Annotated in this window: 13 protein-coding genes and 2 pseudogenes; 8 read left to right on the top strand and 7 right to left on the bottom strand. The window is 38.8% G+C overall.

Annotation, left to right across the window (positions count from 1 at the left end):
- Positions 1-144 precede the first annotated feature (144 nt).
- From N8M09_RS00170 to N8M09_RS00160, 3 genes and pseudogenes are all read left to right on the top strand, one after another.
- Entirely contained in the window at positions 145-2274 is a 2130-nt protein-coding gene (locus N8M09_RS00170) for a Tex family protein (protein ID WP_261062751.1), read from the top strand.
- Positions 2261-2578: pseudogene (locus N8M09_RS00165) on the top strand (SprT family protein); the annotation flags it as partial. The gene N8M09_RS00170 and the pseudogene N8M09_RS00165, both read left to right, overlap by 14 nt.
- A gap of 49 nt (positions 2579-2627) precedes the next feature.
- Positions 2628-2900 (top strand): PspC domain-containing protein, encoded by a 273-nt coding sequence (locus N8M09_RS00160; protein WP_001085048.1) that lies wholly within the window; start codon positions 2628-2630, stop codon positions 2898-2900.
- A gap of 137 nt (positions 2901-3037) precedes the next feature.
- Here the strand turns inward: N8M09_RS00160 and N8M09_RS00155 are convergent, their stop codons facing one another.
- Both N8M09_RS00155 and N8M09_RS00150 read right to left on the bottom strand, forming a co-directional pair.
- Complete coding sequence (locus N8M09_RS00155) at positions 3038-3235, bottom strand: hypothetical protein (RefSeq protein ID WP_166731759.1); 198 nt, start codon at positions 3233-3235, stop codon at positions 3038-3040.
- Positions 3235-3759, bottom strand: a complete 525-nt coding sequence (locus N8M09_RS00150; protein ID WP_261062750.1) for a hypothetical protein — start codon at positions 3757-3759, stop codon at positions 3235-3237. The genes N8M09_RS00155 and N8M09_RS00150 overlap by 1 nt, the downstream gene beginning before the upstream one ends.
- Positions 3760-4286: 527 nt before the next feature.
- On the opposite strand from N8M09_RS00150, the gene N8M09_RS00145 reads away from it, so the two are divergent.
- Together N8M09_RS00145 and N8M09_RS00140 are read left to right on the top strand one after the other, a co-directional pair.
- Positions 4287-5045 (top strand): ABC transporter ATP-binding protein, encoded by a 759-nt coding sequence (locus N8M09_RS00145; RefSeq protein ID WP_261062749.1) that lies wholly within the window; start codon positions 4287-4289, stop codon positions 5043-5045.
- Position 5046: 1 nt separating this feature from the next.
- Positions 5047-7035 (top strand): ABC transporter permease, encoded by a 1989-nt coding sequence (locus N8M09_RS00140; protein WP_261062748.1) that lies wholly within the window; start codon positions 5047-5049, stop codon positions 7033-7035.
- Positions 7036-7276: 241 nt separating this feature from the next.
- Here N8M09_RS00140 and N8M09_RS00135 read toward each other — a convergent pair.
- Positions 7277-7974: pseudogene (locus tag N8M09_RS00135) on the bottom strand (VIT1/CCC1 transporter family protein).
- Positions 7975-8131: 157 nt separating this feature from the next.
- Between N8M09_RS00135 and N8M09_RS00130 the strand changes: the two are divergent.
- Both N8M09_RS00130 and N8M09_RS00125 read left to right on the top strand, forming a co-directional pair.
- A complete protein-coding gene (locus N8M09_RS00130; RefSeq protein WP_261062747.1) occupies positions 8132-8833 on the top strand; it encodes a response regulator transcription factor in 702 nt (233 codons plus the stop codon).
- Positions 8830-9708, top strand: a complete 879-nt coding sequence (locus tag N8M09_RS00125) for a sensor histidine kinase (RefSeq protein ID WP_261062746.1) — start codon at positions 8830-8832, stop codon at positions 9706-9708. The genes N8M09_RS00130 and N8M09_RS00125 overlap by 4 nt, the downstream gene beginning before the upstream one ends.
- Before the next feature lie 40 nt (positions 9709-9748).
- Here N8M09_RS00125 and N8M09_RS00120 read toward each other — a convergent pair whose 3' ends face one another.
- The 4 genes from N8M09_RS00120 to N8M09_RS00105 form a co-directional block, all read right to left on the bottom strand.
- The gene (locus N8M09_RS00120) at positions 9749-10501 is read right to left on the bottom strand and encodes an ABC transporter permease (RefSeq protein ID WP_261062745.1); all 753 of its coding nucleotides are present in this window, start codon (positions 10499-10501) and stop codon (positions 9749-9751) included.
- Between the two features lie 10 nt (positions 10502-10511).
- On the bottom strand, positions 10512-11420 hold the full coding sequence (locus N8M09_RS00115; protein WP_261062744.1) for an ATP-binding cassette domain-containing protein: 909 nt from the start codon (positions 11418-11420) through the stop codon (positions 10512-10514).
- Positions 11421-11561: 141 nt separating this feature from the next.
- A complete protein-coding gene (locus N8M09_RS00110; protein ID WP_261062743.1) occupies positions 11562-12371 on the bottom strand; it encodes a Cof-type HAD-IIB family hydrolase in 810 nt (269 codons plus the stop codon).
- Between the two features lie 199 nt (positions 12372-12570).
- A complete protein-coding gene (locus N8M09_RS00105) occupies positions 12571-12858 on the bottom strand; it encodes a DUF3270 domain-containing protein (RefSeq protein ID WP_219966675.1) in 288 nt (95 codons plus the stop codon).
- A gap of 717 nt (positions 12859-13575) precedes the next feature.
- Between N8M09_RS00105 and metK the strand changes: the two genes are divergently transcribed.
- The gene (metK, locus tag N8M09_RS00100) at positions 13576-14766 is read left to right on the top strand and encodes a methionine adenosyltransferase (RefSeq protein ID WP_000003940.1); all 1191 of its coding nucleotides are present in this window, start codon (positions 13576-13578) and stop codon (positions 14764-14766) included.
- Positions 14767-15068 lie beyond the last annotated feature (302 nt).

Here is a 15068-nt window from a genome sequence, read left to right as displayed (position 1 = left end):
ACTGATCCTTTTGTAAACTATTAGAATTAAATTGCAACCTTCTCAATGAATAGAATATTGAAATGAAGTAAATTTATTTCCCAACTTATGTTTTAAAATTGTAAGAGCTAATTTGAAACGTTTAGCTTGTGGTATAATAGATTCATGGATAAAAAATATGAAAAAATCTCCCAGGATTTGGGAGTGACGTTAAAGCAAATTGATACCGTTCTAAGTTTGACAGCTGAAGGGGCGACTATTCCCTTTATCGCGCGTTATCGCAAGGACATGACTGGTAGTCTGGATGAGGTGGCTATTAAGGCTATTATCGACTTGGATAAAAGTCTGACTAATCTCAATGACCGTAAGGAAGCTGTTTTAGCTAAGATTCAAGAGCAAGGCAAGCTGACCAAGGAATTGGAAGAAGCTATCTTAGCTGCCGAAAAATTAGCAGACGTAGAAGAACTTTACCTTCCTTACAAGGAAAAACGTCGGACCAAGGCAACCATTGCCCGTGAAGCCGGACTCTTCCCACTTGCTCGCTTGATTTTGCAGAATGTAGCTGGCTTAGAGAAGGAAGCTGAAAAGTTCGTCTGTGAAGGATTTGCGACTGGTAAGGAGGCCTTGGCTGGTGCAGTTGATATCTTGGTCGAAGCCTTATCGGAAGATGTCAATTTACGCGCTCTAACTTATCAGGAGGTGCTGAGACACTCTAAACTCACTTCTCAAGTCAAGGATGAAAGTCTTGATGAAAAGCAGGTTTTTCAGATTTATTATGATTTTTCAGAGACAGTTGGAAATATGCAGGGTTATCGTACCTTGGCTCTCAATCGTGGGGAGAAGCTAGGTGTCTTGAAGGTCGGTTTTGAACATGCGACGGACCGTATCCTTGCCTTCTTTGCTGCTCGTTTCAAGGTGAAGAATACCTATATAGATGAAGTAGTTCAGCAATCTGTTAAGAAAAAGGTCTTGCCTGCTATCGAGCGCCGTATTCGGACAGAATTGACTGAGAAAGCGGAAGAAGGGGCTATCCAACTCTTTTCGGACAACCTACGCAATCTCCTCTTGGTTGCTCCACTGAAAGGGCGCGTGGTTCTTGGGTTTGACCCAGCCTTTCGTACAGGTGCCAAGCTAGCTGTCGTGGATGCAACAGGGAAAATGCTGACAACACAGGTCATTTATCCTGTCAAACCAGCATCAGCTCGTCAAATCGAAGAAGCCAAGAAAGATTTGGCAGACTTGATTGGTCAATACAGTGTAGAAATTATTGCCATCGGAAACGGGACTGCTAGTCGTGAAAGTGAAGCCTTTGTGGCGGAAGTTCTTAAAGATTTTCCTGAAGTCAGCTATGTTATCGTCAATGAAAGTGGTGCTTCGGTCTATTCTGCCAGCGAACTTGCTCGTCAGGAGTTTCCAGATTTGACAGTTGAAAAACGCTCTGCTATTTCTATCGCCCGTCGTTTGCAAGATCCTCTTGCGGAATTGGTCAAAATCGATCCTAAGTCAATCGGTGTCGGCCAGTACCAACACGATGTCAGCCAAAAGAAACTATCTGAAAGTCTAGACTTTGTCGTGGACACGGTGGTTAACCAAGTCGGTGTCAATATCAATACGGCCAGCCCAGCTCTTCTTTCCCACGTTGCTGGTCTTAATAAAACCATCTCTGAAAATATCGTCAAATACCGTGAAGAAGAAGGAAAAATCACTTCACGCGCCCAAATCAAGAAAGTTCCTCGTCTGGGGGCTAAAGCCTTTGAACAGGCAGCTGGTTTCCTTCGTATCCCTGAAAGTAGCAATATCCTTGATAATACAGGAGTTCACCCAGAAAATTATGCTGCCGTTAAGGAGCTCTTCAAACGTTTAGATATTAAAGACCTAAACGAAGAAGCCCAAGGCAAACTCAAGTCGCTTTCAGTCAAGGAAATGGCGCAAGAGCTAGACCTTGGTCCAGAAACTCTTAAAGATATCATTGCAGATCTTCTCAAACCAGGTCGAGATTTCCGTGATTCCTTTGATGCTCCAGTTCTCCGCCAAGATGTTCTAGATATCAAGGATTTAGTGATTGGTCAGAAGCTAGAGGGTGTGGTGCGTAATGTCGTTGACTTCGGCGCCTTCGTTGACATTGGGATTCATGAGGACGGTCTGATTCATATTTCCCATATGAGTCACAAATTTATCAAACATCCTAGCCAAGTGGTATCCGTTGGTGATTTGGTGACCGTTTGGGTCAAGAAAATTGATACTGAACGTGAAAAAGTCAATCTGTCGCTCCTAGCTCCAAATGAAACTGACTGATTACGTTAAGCAGGTTTCACTAGAAGACTTCGGCAGACCTTTTATCCATCATGTTCAGTGGAATAGGCGTCTACGTTCGACAGGTGGGCGATTTTTCCCAAAAGATGGGCATTTGGATTTCAACCCAAAGGTTTATCAGGAACTGGGTCTGGATGTTTTTAGGAAAATTGTCCGACATGAACTCTGTCATTATCACCTCTATTTTCAAGGGAAGGGCTATCAACACAAGGATCGGGATTTTAAGGAACTGTTGAAAGCAGTGGATGGATTACGCTTTGTACCCACCTTGCCAAATAGCAACTCCAACCTACCCGTGGTATACTATGTCTAACCTAGCAGAAAGAGGAAATAACATGAACAGTAAATTTTATAAAATGAGACGAAATCGCATGATTTCAGGAGTTCTGGCAGGTCTGTCAGACAAGTGGAACTTTGATGTTACCCTTGTACGTTTTCTGTTTGCCATTTTTACAGTCGCAAACTTTGGTCTTGGAGTAATTATCTATATCATCCTAGCTTCTGTCATGCCGACTAAGGAAGAAATTGAAGCAGAAATGTATGGAACAGGCCCACGCAAACGCAAAGAAGCCCAAGCTATTGACGATAACGAAGGATGGTTTTGGTGAGATTCTACAGAAGATTTGGAATAAGCAAAAAGCTTTAAATCAATAGTCTAAACTGCTTGATTTAAAGCTTTTTTACTTTTAATAATATTTCGCCAGTCTCATCTGTAAACTAAAAATATTATTTTGAACTTAGATTTCTAATCTGATTTTTCATGCTGAGACAATACATTTTTTGATAAATGATGGATACTGATAACAACTGATAGCCAGCAAATAGCATAAGCAGTAGCTGTAAATTCTGTACCGATAAAGTATGTCTTTTCAACTAAGAGCTGACCGATGAATGGAGAGAGGAGATAGAGAAGTCCGATGAGTATATGTTCTTTGTGTTTCATTAAAAATGAACTCTCCCTTCATGATATACATATTTATAGTGATTATCAACTATTCCAATATTCAGTCCTCCGCTTAAAGTTGTAGTACCGTTATCAAAGAAATCTCCATTAATTATATAGAATATTCTATCAGCCTGTTCTAAATTGACATACAATGAACCAGAAAACTGTTTTGACATTCCATTATAATTTCTATTTATTTCTGTTCTTAATATTCTTATAATACCATTATAAGTTCCATATTCGCTTGTTTCGCAGTAGAAAGAAATAGATGGTTTATAGGAGTTTGTAACAGTTATTTGAGTAGAAATTGTTCTATATGTCTGTGAAGAGTGTTCGTATAAATTTATACCAAGTAAATCTGATGCTTGTTCCAATGTGATATCATAATCAGTCGCGTATTGATTCACAAGTTGTTGAGCTGTCATAGTTTCGCTCACTATTGTATTAGTATCATCTGCAAAAACAGATGAATAGAAAAATAGTGAAAGGATAGCAAAAAAAGTAATCAAGATTTTTTTCATAATATCCACACTTTCTGGAAAAGAGCTAAAATAAATTTTTAGTAGAAATATTTTGGTAATAAAGTGATAGTTAAAATAAGCTTACTCAAATTATAGTTTCCGATTTTTTCTCCTTTCTAAAGTAAGCCCTTTCATAATTACGTTATATAATTTTTATAGTAAAAAGTCAAGTGATTTATTGCATAGTGAAATGAAATAAAAACTCAATAATTGATTGGGAAATTCAAACCAATTTCTAACAATATTTTAAAAGCTACAGTGTACTTCTCTAGATTAAATCTGCTTACATTCCCCCCAATCTTACAAAAATGTAAGATTAAAGTCTCTTTTGTAAGGTTAGGTTATGGCAAGCGGTCTTTTTTTGATGTAAACTAGACTCATAAAGAACAAAGGAGTAACATCATGAAACAAATCTTACAGAAGAAAAGAATAAAACCAAGCCACAAAGATATCGAGCGTGTTCAGCTAGGATGCGCTATGATGCAAGCAACATTTCATTTGATGGGATATTAAGAAAGGAAATTCTCATGACACTTTTAGATGTAAAACACGTTCAAAAAATTTATAAAACTCGTTTTCAGGGCAACCAAGTAGAAGCCCTCAAGGATATTCACTTTACCGTCGAAAAGGGGGACTACGTTGCTATCATGGGTGAGTCTGGTTCTGGTAAATCAACTTTGCTCAATATTCTAGCTATGCTTGATAAACCAACTCGTGGTCAGGTTTACTTGAATGGAACTGACACCGCAACCATTAAAAATTCACAGGCTTCTAGCTTCCGTCGTGAAAAGCTGGGATTTGTCTTCCAAGACTTTAATTTGTTAGATACTCTCTCTGTAAAAGATAATATCTTGCTTCCGCTTGTCTTGTCAAGAAGACCCATTACGGAGATGATGAAGAAATTGGTGGTGACAGCTGAGAATCTGGGAATAAACCAATTACAAGAGAAGTACCCTTACGAGATTTCTGGTGGCCAGAAACAGCGTGTAGCAGTAGCACGCGCCATCATCACCGAACCTGAAATTCTCCTTGCGGATGAGCCAACAGGAGCCCTTGATTCCAAGTCATCTGCAGCCTTACTTGATGTCTTTGATGAAATCAATGAACGTGGCCAAACCATTCTCATGGTAACTCACTCCACAGCAGCAGCCAGCAGAGCCAAGCATGTACTCTTTATCAAAGACGGCATTCTTTACAACCAAATCTACCGTGGAGAAAAGACAGAACGTCAGATGTTCCAAGAAATTTCTGATACCTTGACTGTCATGGCAAGCGAGGTGAATTAGTATGTTTCGATTAACCAATAAGTTAGCGGTATCGAACTTGATTAAAAACCGCAAACTCTATTATCCTTTTGCGCTGGCTGTTCTCTTGGCAGTCACTGTCACCTATCTCTTTTACTCTTTGACCTTCAATCCCAAGATTGCTGAAATCCGTGGAGGAACAACCATTCAGGCTACACTTGGATTTGGTATGTTTGTCGTCACCCTTGCGTCAGCCATTATCGTCCTCTATGCCAATAGTTTTGTCATGAAGAACCGTTCCAAGGAACTGGGAATTTATGGCATGTTGGGCTTGGAGAAGCGTCATCTTATCAGTATGACCTTTAAGGAGTTAGTGGTATTTGGGATTCTAACTGTTGGAGCAGGTATCGGTATTGGAGCCTTGTTTGACAAGTTGATTTTCGCTTTCTTGCTCAAACTGATGAAATTGAAGGTTGAGCTGGTCGCTACCTTCCAAATGAATGTTGTCATTGCAGTACTTGTTGTCTTTGGATTGATTTTCCTAGGCCTCATGTTCCTGAATGCCCTTCGAATCGCTCGTATGAATGCCCTCCAGCTCTCACGTGAGAAAGCAAGCGGAGAGAAAAGAGGTCGTTTCCTACCTCTCCAAACTATTCTTGGTTCCATTAGTTTAGGGATTGGCTATTATCTTGCCCTTACTGTAAAAGATCCTCTTACAGCTTTAACAACTTTCTTCCTAGCTGTTTTACTGGTTATCTTTGGTACTTATCTATTGTTTAATGCAGGAATTACCGTTTTCCTTCAAATCTTAAAGAAAAACAAGAAATACTATTACCAACCAAATAACCTCATCTCTGTTTCCAACTTGATTTTCCGTATGAAGAAAAATGCGGTTGGACTAGCAACTATCGCTATTTTGTCAACAATGGTTTTGGTAACCATGTCAGCAGCGACTAGTATTTTCAATGCCTCAGAATCCTTTAAAAAAGTGATGAATCCGCATGACTTTGGAATTACTGGACAGAATGTTGAAAAAGAAGACTTGGACAAACTCTTGAGTCAGTTTGCAAGTGACAAAGCTTATAGTGTCAAAGAGAAAGAAGTGCTTCGTTACAGTAACTTTGGTATTGCAAATCAAGAAGGAACCAAGTTAACCCTGTTTGAAAAAGGACAAAACCGTGTCCAACCAAAAACAGTTTTCATGGTATTTGACCAAAAAGATTATGAAAACATGACTGGTCAAAAACTGTCTCTATCAGGAAATGAGGTCGGACTATTTGCCAAGAATGACAGACTAAAAGGACAGAAAAACCTAACTTTAAACGATCATCAATTTTCTGTCAAAGAAGAATTTAATACAGATTTTATTGTGAACCATGTCCCAAATCAGTTTAATATTTTTACTACTGATTACAATTACCTTGTTGTCCCTAATTTGCAAGCATTTTTAGACCAATTCCCAGATTCGGCTATCTATAATCAGCTTTACGGTGGTATGAATGTAAATATCAGTGAAGAAGAACAACTCAAAGTCGCTGAAGAATATGAAAAATACTTACAAAAGTTTAATGCTCAATTAAACACTGAAGGTAGCTATGTGTATGGTAGCAATCTAGCAGATGCTAGTGCTCAAATGAGTGCCCTCTTTGGTGGTGTCTTCTTTATCGGTATTTTCCTATCCATTATCTTTATGGTCGGAACCGTTCTGGTCATCTATTACAAACAAATTTCTGAAGGCTATGAAGATCGTGAGCGCTTTATTATCTTGCAGAAAGTCGGTTTGGATCAAAAGCAAATCAAGCAAACCATCAACAAACAGGTTTTAACTGTTTTCTTCCTTCCTTTGCTCTTTGCCTTCATACATCTCGCCTTTGCCTACCATATGCTTAGTCTGATTTTAAAAGTGATTGGTGTAATAGATACGAATATGATGTTGATTGTGACCTTGTCTATCTGCGCTATCTTCCTCATCGCCTATGTATTGATTTTCATGATTACTTCTAGAAGTTATCGTAAAATTGTGCAAATGTAAAAAAAAAGATACCTCGACTTCAAAATCGAGGTATTTCTTGTATTTTATACTCAATGAAAATCAAAAAGCAAACTAGGAAGCTAGCCGCAGGTTGCTCAAAGCACTGCTTTGAGGTTGCAGATAGAACTGACGAAGTCAGCTCAAAACACTGTTTTGAGGTTGCAGATAAAACTGACGAAGTCAGTAACCATACATACGGCAAGGCGAAGCTGACGTGGTTTGAAGAGATTTTCGAAGAGTATTAAATGCTGAAAAGTTGTCCGAGTATGAAGGTAACTCCCATGGTTAAAAGACCAATAGTGAGGTTCCGAATCATGGCTGTTTTGGTTGGAGCTTTTCCAAGTTTGGCACTAGTGTAACCAGTGAGAAGAAGGGCCACGCCGACGATAAGGACAGTAGCAGGGATGCGGTATTCACTTGGAAAAATAGTTACTGAAAGCATTGGAGGCAAACTTCCAAGGAAAAAAGAAATAAAGCTAGAGATAGCAGCATGCCAAGGAGATTAGTAAACTCTTCATACTCAATCCCAGATTTTTCCTCTACCAAAGCCTTGAGTGGATTTTTAAGAAAGGCCTTGTTGGTCAAGAGTTGGGCAGAGGTTTCACATTCTCCATTTTGGATATAGGCGGTATAGAGAGACTTTTTGGCTAACTCTATATCTTGGTCTAGCAAGACTTGCTCACGCGCAACGGCTGCTTCCTCAGTATCTTTCTGAGTTGAAACCGAAACATATTCTCCACCAGCCATAGAAAAGGCACCAGCTAAGATAGCTGCAAATCCTGATAAAAAGATAATCCAGATATTGCTGGTAGCACTGGCAACCCCGATAACCACACCAGCAATGGAAATAATTCCATCGTTAGCACCAAGAACGCCCGCACGCAGGATATTTAAACGACCTGCAAAATTTGAATCAATTTCGTGATTTGTTTCTGACATATTATTCTCCTTTTTATCCAGTATAAAGGAAAAATATAAAGAAATCAATCTTTTAAAACTGTCTGAAAAAAAGTTGCACGATTCTAATGAAAAGGGCTTTTCTGTTTAAGCTTTATCAATAAAACATGCTATAATAGTTGCAGAAAGGTTGGTATTTATGGCTAGGATATTGGTTATTGAAGACAATAGTGACATTCAAGAAATCTTGCGAACACTACTTACTGAGGAGCATAAGGTGATTCAAGCCTTTTCTGGTACAGAAGGAATCATGTGTTTCGACCAAGGTGGGATTGACCTCGTTTTGCTCGATATCATGCTTCCTGGGAAAAATGGGGATCAGGTTTTAAAAGCCATCAGGGAACAAAGTCAAACTCCAGTCATTATGCTAACGGCTTTGAGCGATAAAAAGTTAATCAGTCAATACCTCTTAGACGGTGCCAATGATTACATCGTCAAGCCTTTTGATTTGGATGAAGTCTTTGCTAGGGTTACTGTGCAATTACGCCAAAGCGTAGAAAAACAGCCTATGAAAATAGGAAAAACTGAAAATCTGCCACAAAACTTGAAAAATATCCAGTTTGATGCAGAAAGTTTCGAAATCAAAAATAGTCAGGAAACCATTCGCCTTGCTAAGAAAGAATGCTTGATTCTCCAAACTCTCCTTAAACATCCTAAGAAAATTTTCACCAAGGAAGAACTTTATGAATTGGTCTGGGAGGATAGCTATCTACCTGGAGATAATACCCTCAATACGCATTTGAGTAATCTTCGTAAAAAATTAAACCAGCTGGATCCAACTCAAGAATATATTGAAACCATTTGGGGAGTTGGGGTAAGATTAAAAGGAGATAAGCAATGACCTACATGATAATTTTTATCCTACTGGTACTCCTAATTATTTTATCGATTACATTGATTCGCTACCATATAGCACTTAAAAACTTGAGTCAACAAATTGAAGACAAGATTCTCACGGGTAGTATGAAAAGAGTCGGAGTCAGCATTTTTTCCAAACATTTTCTACATCTCTACCAGCAAATTGAAAATCTATTTCAGGAAGTGGAACAATCTCGATTGGTGATGAAAAGGGAAAAGCAAACTCTGGATATGGCCATCAGCAATATCGCTCATGATATTCGGACACCTTTGACTATCGCTTCAGGTTACACCCAACAATTGATAAAGTCTCCTGAAAAGCAAGCAGAAACCTTACAAAAAATCGCCCAGCATCTTGATTTAGTTTCCAAACGTTTGGAGGCTCTCCTAGAATATCGTCGTTTGATGGAAGGAGCTGTCAAACCGAAACTGGAAGAAGTGGATCTTTCCGCTTTTATTACCAAAAAAACTTTGGCTTATTATGATGTTTTTCAGGCGGCAAATATCACGCTTGATTTTAAGGTTGAAGCTGGTTTAAAAACGAGGACTGATGAAGACTTGCTGGATCGAATTTTACAAAATTTGCTCGGAAATGTCCTCAAACATGGCAAGGAAGAAGCGCGGCTATCTTTGAGAAAGGAAAGGGAACAGCCTGTTTTAGAGATTGCAAACCTTGTTAAACAGCCCATCAAAAAAATAGAAAATCTCAGTAACCGTTTTTATTCTGAAAATCTATCAGACACGGAAGAATCCTCTGGTTTAGGCCTTTATATCACTGAGGAATTATGTCATCTTCTCGGTGCAGAGATGAAACTAAGCACAGATGGGCAGTGGTTATCGGTTTTCATTTATTTTTAACGAAAAGAAACCTCCTCTGTAGGCTAGAGGAGGTCATTTTTTATAGGCTTTTCTTTTTGAAAACTGCCAGTCCACTTAGATTAAAGATTACAATAACAGCTAAGGTAACTATAAGGGTATAGAAAATGGATTCACTATTAGCAGTCATAGCATAGGAAAAATGCAAGGACAAATATGGTAAAAATTTGATATTTGGAAAAATGATCATTGGCATAGAAAGGATGATAGAGCTAATCAGATAACCAATAAATACGGCAAGATAAGAATGAGTCAGGTAGAGAATAAAGGAAATAATCGAAAGCCAAGCGAGAAGGCAGAGAAATTGAAGGAAAATCATTAAGAGGAGATTGGCAATAAAACCATCAGGCATCGTACCAAGTCCGTTTAGTAGAGTTGAGGGAACAAAAGCAATCACAAGGCTGGCGATGAGTTGTAAGAGAGCGATACTTGCTAGAACAAAGGATTTAGCGAAGAAAAACTCTGTACGAGAAACGCCAACTGTCAAACTATTTTTATAAAGCTTGCCGATTAGATCGACCCCAAGAACTAAACATGTTAGAATAATGCAGAGAAAAACAAGGTTTGAATCATTGCTAGACGCATTGATAAGAGCTTGAATACCGTCCCAACCATGGGTTGGAATTTCTGGTTCTTCTGTCTGGATTGCCATCAGATGGCCTGTAGCCCCGATAGTGGCACCCAGTAGCAAGAGGACAAAGAGAATGAATTCTGTAATCCAGAATCCTTTGGAGCGGAAAAGACGGTAAAGGTCTGCTTGAATGGTATGTATCATGATTTTCCTCCTATTGGACCAATTGAGTGAAGTATTCTTCTAGGTTTTGACGGGCATAGTAAATCTCGTCAATGTCAACATCTGCCAAGGTTAATTCCTTGAGAATCTGTTTGACATCTTGTTCCTGACCAAAGATGTGAATTTCGTTTTCAGGATTAACAACCTTGAACTGGAGCTGGATTTGTTCTTTCAATACTTGACAAGCTTTCTCTTGATCAGCTGTCTTAAGGACAATATAATCCTCACTTAGTGTTTCAAATTCAGCTTTACTGATTTCACGGATAATCTTACCTTGATCTAAAATACCAAAACGATTGGCTACGAGGTAGAGTTCTGACAAGATATGGCTAGAGATGAGAATGATGATCCCTTTTTCTTGATTGAGCCGTTGAATCATGAGTCGAAATTCTTTGATACCGATTGGGTCGAGACCGTTGATAGGTTCATCTAAGATCAGGAAGTCAGGTTTGGATAGAAGGGCAATGGCGATACCAAGTCTTTGTTTCATTCCTAGCGAGAAATCACGAAAGACTTTCTTACCTGTATCTGCCAAACCTACATAGTCCAGGGTTTCTCGAATAACTATATCAGCATTTGGAATATGACGAATCATACAGTAATATTTCAGATTTTGGTAGGCTGTTAAGTGATTATGAGCTACAGGCGATTCGATCACTGAACCTACTCGAGATAGAGCCTTGGTCCACTCATTTTCCGTTTGGCTAGAGAAGAGGGAAACAGTCCCTTTATCTGCAAACAGTAGTTGCGTAATGATTTTTATCAATGTGGTTTTCCCAGCTCCGTTTTTCCCGATAAGCCCATAAATATCTCCCTCTCTTATCGTTAGATGAAGATCCTGAAGGATAGCTTGTTTGTCGAAGTTTTTGGACAATCCATGAATGTCAAGTACTGTTTTCATGATTCTCTCCTTTTGATTTATTTTGATAATTTTAGTATAAAGCATAGAAATCAAAGAAAGCTCAAGCATTTCTAAAGAGTTTCTAAAGTTTTAGGAATTCTTAAATATCAAAACCCAGTTGATATGAACTGGGCTTCTTAATTATAAAATATATTTCTCAATGGCACGCGCAACGCCGTCTTCTTCGTTGCTGGCTGTAACTGCATCCGCGAGAGATTTGACATAATCGCTGGCATTTCCCATTGCAATGCCAAGTCCTGCAAACTGGAGCATTTCGATATCGTTATTGGCATCGCCCATGGCCATGATTTCTGATGGCTCAATCTTCAGAATCTCTGCCAGTCGTGAAAGAGCAGTAGCCTTTGTCGTTCCAAGTGGCATGGCTTCATAAATAACAGGCTGCGAACGAACTCCACTAAAACGTTGGCAAAGCTCTTCAGCAAAACGCTTCTCAAAATCGTCTGTTTGGCTCTCTGTCCCCAAAAACATACCTTGGAACATGCGATACTTGCCACTAGTCGCTTCCTCAAGAGAAATTTCAGTCAGGTCTGAAAAGACTAGCTTAGCATCATTTTCAATGATTTCATTAGGCTTACCACCGAGGACAAAATAATGCTCCTCATCAAAAAGAGTCAACTGAACATCGCTTTTTTCAGCTAGATCATAGAGGTATTCGATGTCAGCTGGACTGAGTTCTTGCCAATCAACCAGACTCCAATCACTTGTCTGGTGAGTTGAGCAACCGTTGTTAACAATCACATACTCATTCTGAAGATCAAGTCCCAGTTTTTGATAGTAGGGGAGGACACCGAAAAGCGGGCGACCCGTACAGAGAACCAGTTTGACACCTTTTTCAATGGCTTTGTGAATAGCAGTAATGTGAGCTTGTGGGATTTCCTTGGCTTCATTGAGGAGGGTTCCGTCCATATCCAAGGCTAGTAGTTTAATCATAGGTCTTCCTTCTTTATCTTTTGGTATTATTATAGCATATATTAGAAAAGGTTACACGTTATTCAATTAAGCAAATAATTATATTTAGCAAGCTGGTCAAAAAAACAGAGGATTTAAGATGAATAACACATTTTTCATCTTAAATCCTCTGTTTTCCTTAATTTTTCACAAATCAACTTGATTAGACGTGGAGTATGATTTATCTTCTAAATTTTCGTTTGATAATAGAGCGTTGGACTTTTAAAACAAGTAAGCTAAATCCGATTGCTGCGACAAATGCAAGAGCAGTTGATAATTTTAATGCTAAAAAGATAAAACTAAAGATAGCAATACAGATACAAAAAACAGCAATATTAACAAAAAATAGGATTTCCTTGAGATTGGCATTAGATTGTGCTTCAGGTGTATAATCTTGATAGCGAGGATTCTGATGATTTAATTCTTCTTGATAGTCTACCTCATAGGATTGTAATTTTCTTACAGGCATTATTCTCTCCTTAACTGTACATACCTATTTTATCATTTTTTAATCGGATAATTATTACAGTAAGGTTACAAAAAGAATAAAGTCCCTTTTCATTTTCAAACTATTGTTCAGGACAACGATAGTTTGAAAATAATAGTACGCATAATATTAAGGTTGTTAAACACCTATTGAAAATAGATTAGTAGAAATTGAAACAGTACATTAATACTCTTCAAAACAAGTTAGCGTCATCTTGTATTAGGTATATGTTACTAATTTAGTTAGTTTTATATACAATCAAAAAGCTTTTCTTTGATTTTTATGCTAACTTCTCAAAGTAACTTCCACTTGCCTAACCGAAGTGAAAATTAGTCTAAAACGGATTTTTATGGTGGAAGTTAGTTTGGGAATTTACCCTTTGATTTTTATTGAGTATATAGACTGCAAATTGCGCTTAAAAATGGTATAATGGTAAAGTTATATAGTCCCGATAAGATGGTAGGTATTTATCACTAAGAGTTTTCCTATCAGTACTTTGCAATTCGCAAAGAATGACAGCTCCAAAGTCGTTCGTCATTCTACGGTTGCCGCTATAGGGCGGCCACCCTATGCGCCTTACTAGCTTCAGAAATAAAAAAGTGTTGTTTTTATTTCTTTCGCGTCGTAACTCTTTGATAACAGAAATACCTATCAGTACTTTGTAACTCTATAACACTATTTTTAAGGGGGGACATTTTTATGTCAGAACGTAAATTATTCACGTCTGAATCTGTATCTGAGGGGCATCCAGATAAGATTGCAGACCAAATTTCAGATGCTATCTTGGATGCTATTTTAGCAAAGGATCCAGAGGCGCATGTTGCTGCTGAGACAGCTGTATATACTGGTTCTGTCCATGTTTTTGGTGAAATTTCTACAAATGCCTATGTGGATATTAACCGTGTGGTTCGTGATACCATTGCAGAGATTGGGTATACCAATACAGAATATGGATTTTCTGCTGAGACAGTGGGAGTCCATCCGTCACTTGTTGAGCAGTCACCGGATATCGCCCAAGGTGTTAACGAAGCCTTGGAGGTCCGTGGAAATGCTGATCAAGACCCACTTGACTTGATTGGTGCTGGAGACCAAGGGCTCATGTTTGGATTTGCAGTGGATGAAACAGAAGAGCTCATGCCTTTACCAATTTCACTCAGTCATAAATTGGTTCGTCGTTTGGCAGAACTTCGTAAGTCTGGTGAAATCAGTTATCTTCGCCCAGATGCAAAATCACAAGTTACGGTAGAGTATGATGAAAATGACCGTCCAGTACGTGTGGACACAGTTGTTATTTCAACTCAGCACGATCCAGAAGTCAGCAACGAACAAATTCACAATGATGTCATTAATAAGATTATCAAAGAGGTTATTCCAGCCTCTTACTTGGATGAGCAAACAAAATTCTTCATCAATCCGACTGGTCGTTTTGTAATCGGTGGACCTCAAGGAGACTCAGGTTTGACTGGTCGTAAGATTATCGTAGATACGTATGGTGGCTACTCTCGTCACGGTGGTGGTGCCTTCTCTGGTAAGGATGCGACTAAGGTTGACCGTTCCGCTTCATATGCGGCTCGTTATATTGCTAAGAATATTGTTGCAGCAGGTCTGGCTAAGAAGGCAGAAGTGCAATTGGCCTATGCCATCGGCGTTGCGCAGCCTGTCTCTGTTCGTATCGATACCTTTGGTACAGGAACAGTAGCCGAAAGCAAGCTTGAAAAAGCAGCCCGTCAAATCTTTGACCTTCGCCCTGCAGGAATTATCCAAATGCTGGACCTCAAGCGCCCGATTTACCGTCAAACAGCGGCTTATGGACACATGGGACGTACAGATATTGACCTTCCATGGGAACGCTTGGACAAGGTAGATGCTTTGAAAGAAGCAGTCAAATAAAATCTTGAGAGGGGGACTTCCCCTCTTTTTTACTGATAAAACATTTCACATACAAATAATTGAACTTTGGAAAAAATAAGACTATATATATCTCTTCATATAGCTCTTCGGTTGTGTAGTATTAACAGAAGTTTAGTGGGTGAGTTCTTTATCATTTTCCTTATTCTGTTGACTATTTCATTCTGGTTTAGTATTTGGAAACTAGAAAAAGCACTAGATAATGATTCACAATGTAATTCCAAAGATTTAGATCCGAAAACTGGAAATTTTTGTACTTTTACCTAGACAGTGGATAAACCCTT

The organism is Streptococcus mitis (genome assembly GCF_946190375.1).
In the GTDB taxonomy this organism is placed as follows: domain Bacteria; phylum Bacillota; class Bacilli; order Lactobacillales; family Streptococcaceae; genus Streptococcus; species Streptococcus mitis_CJ.
Note: the sequence above shows the minus strand (reverse complement) of the source record. Positions and strands in the feature narration are given on the sequence as shown.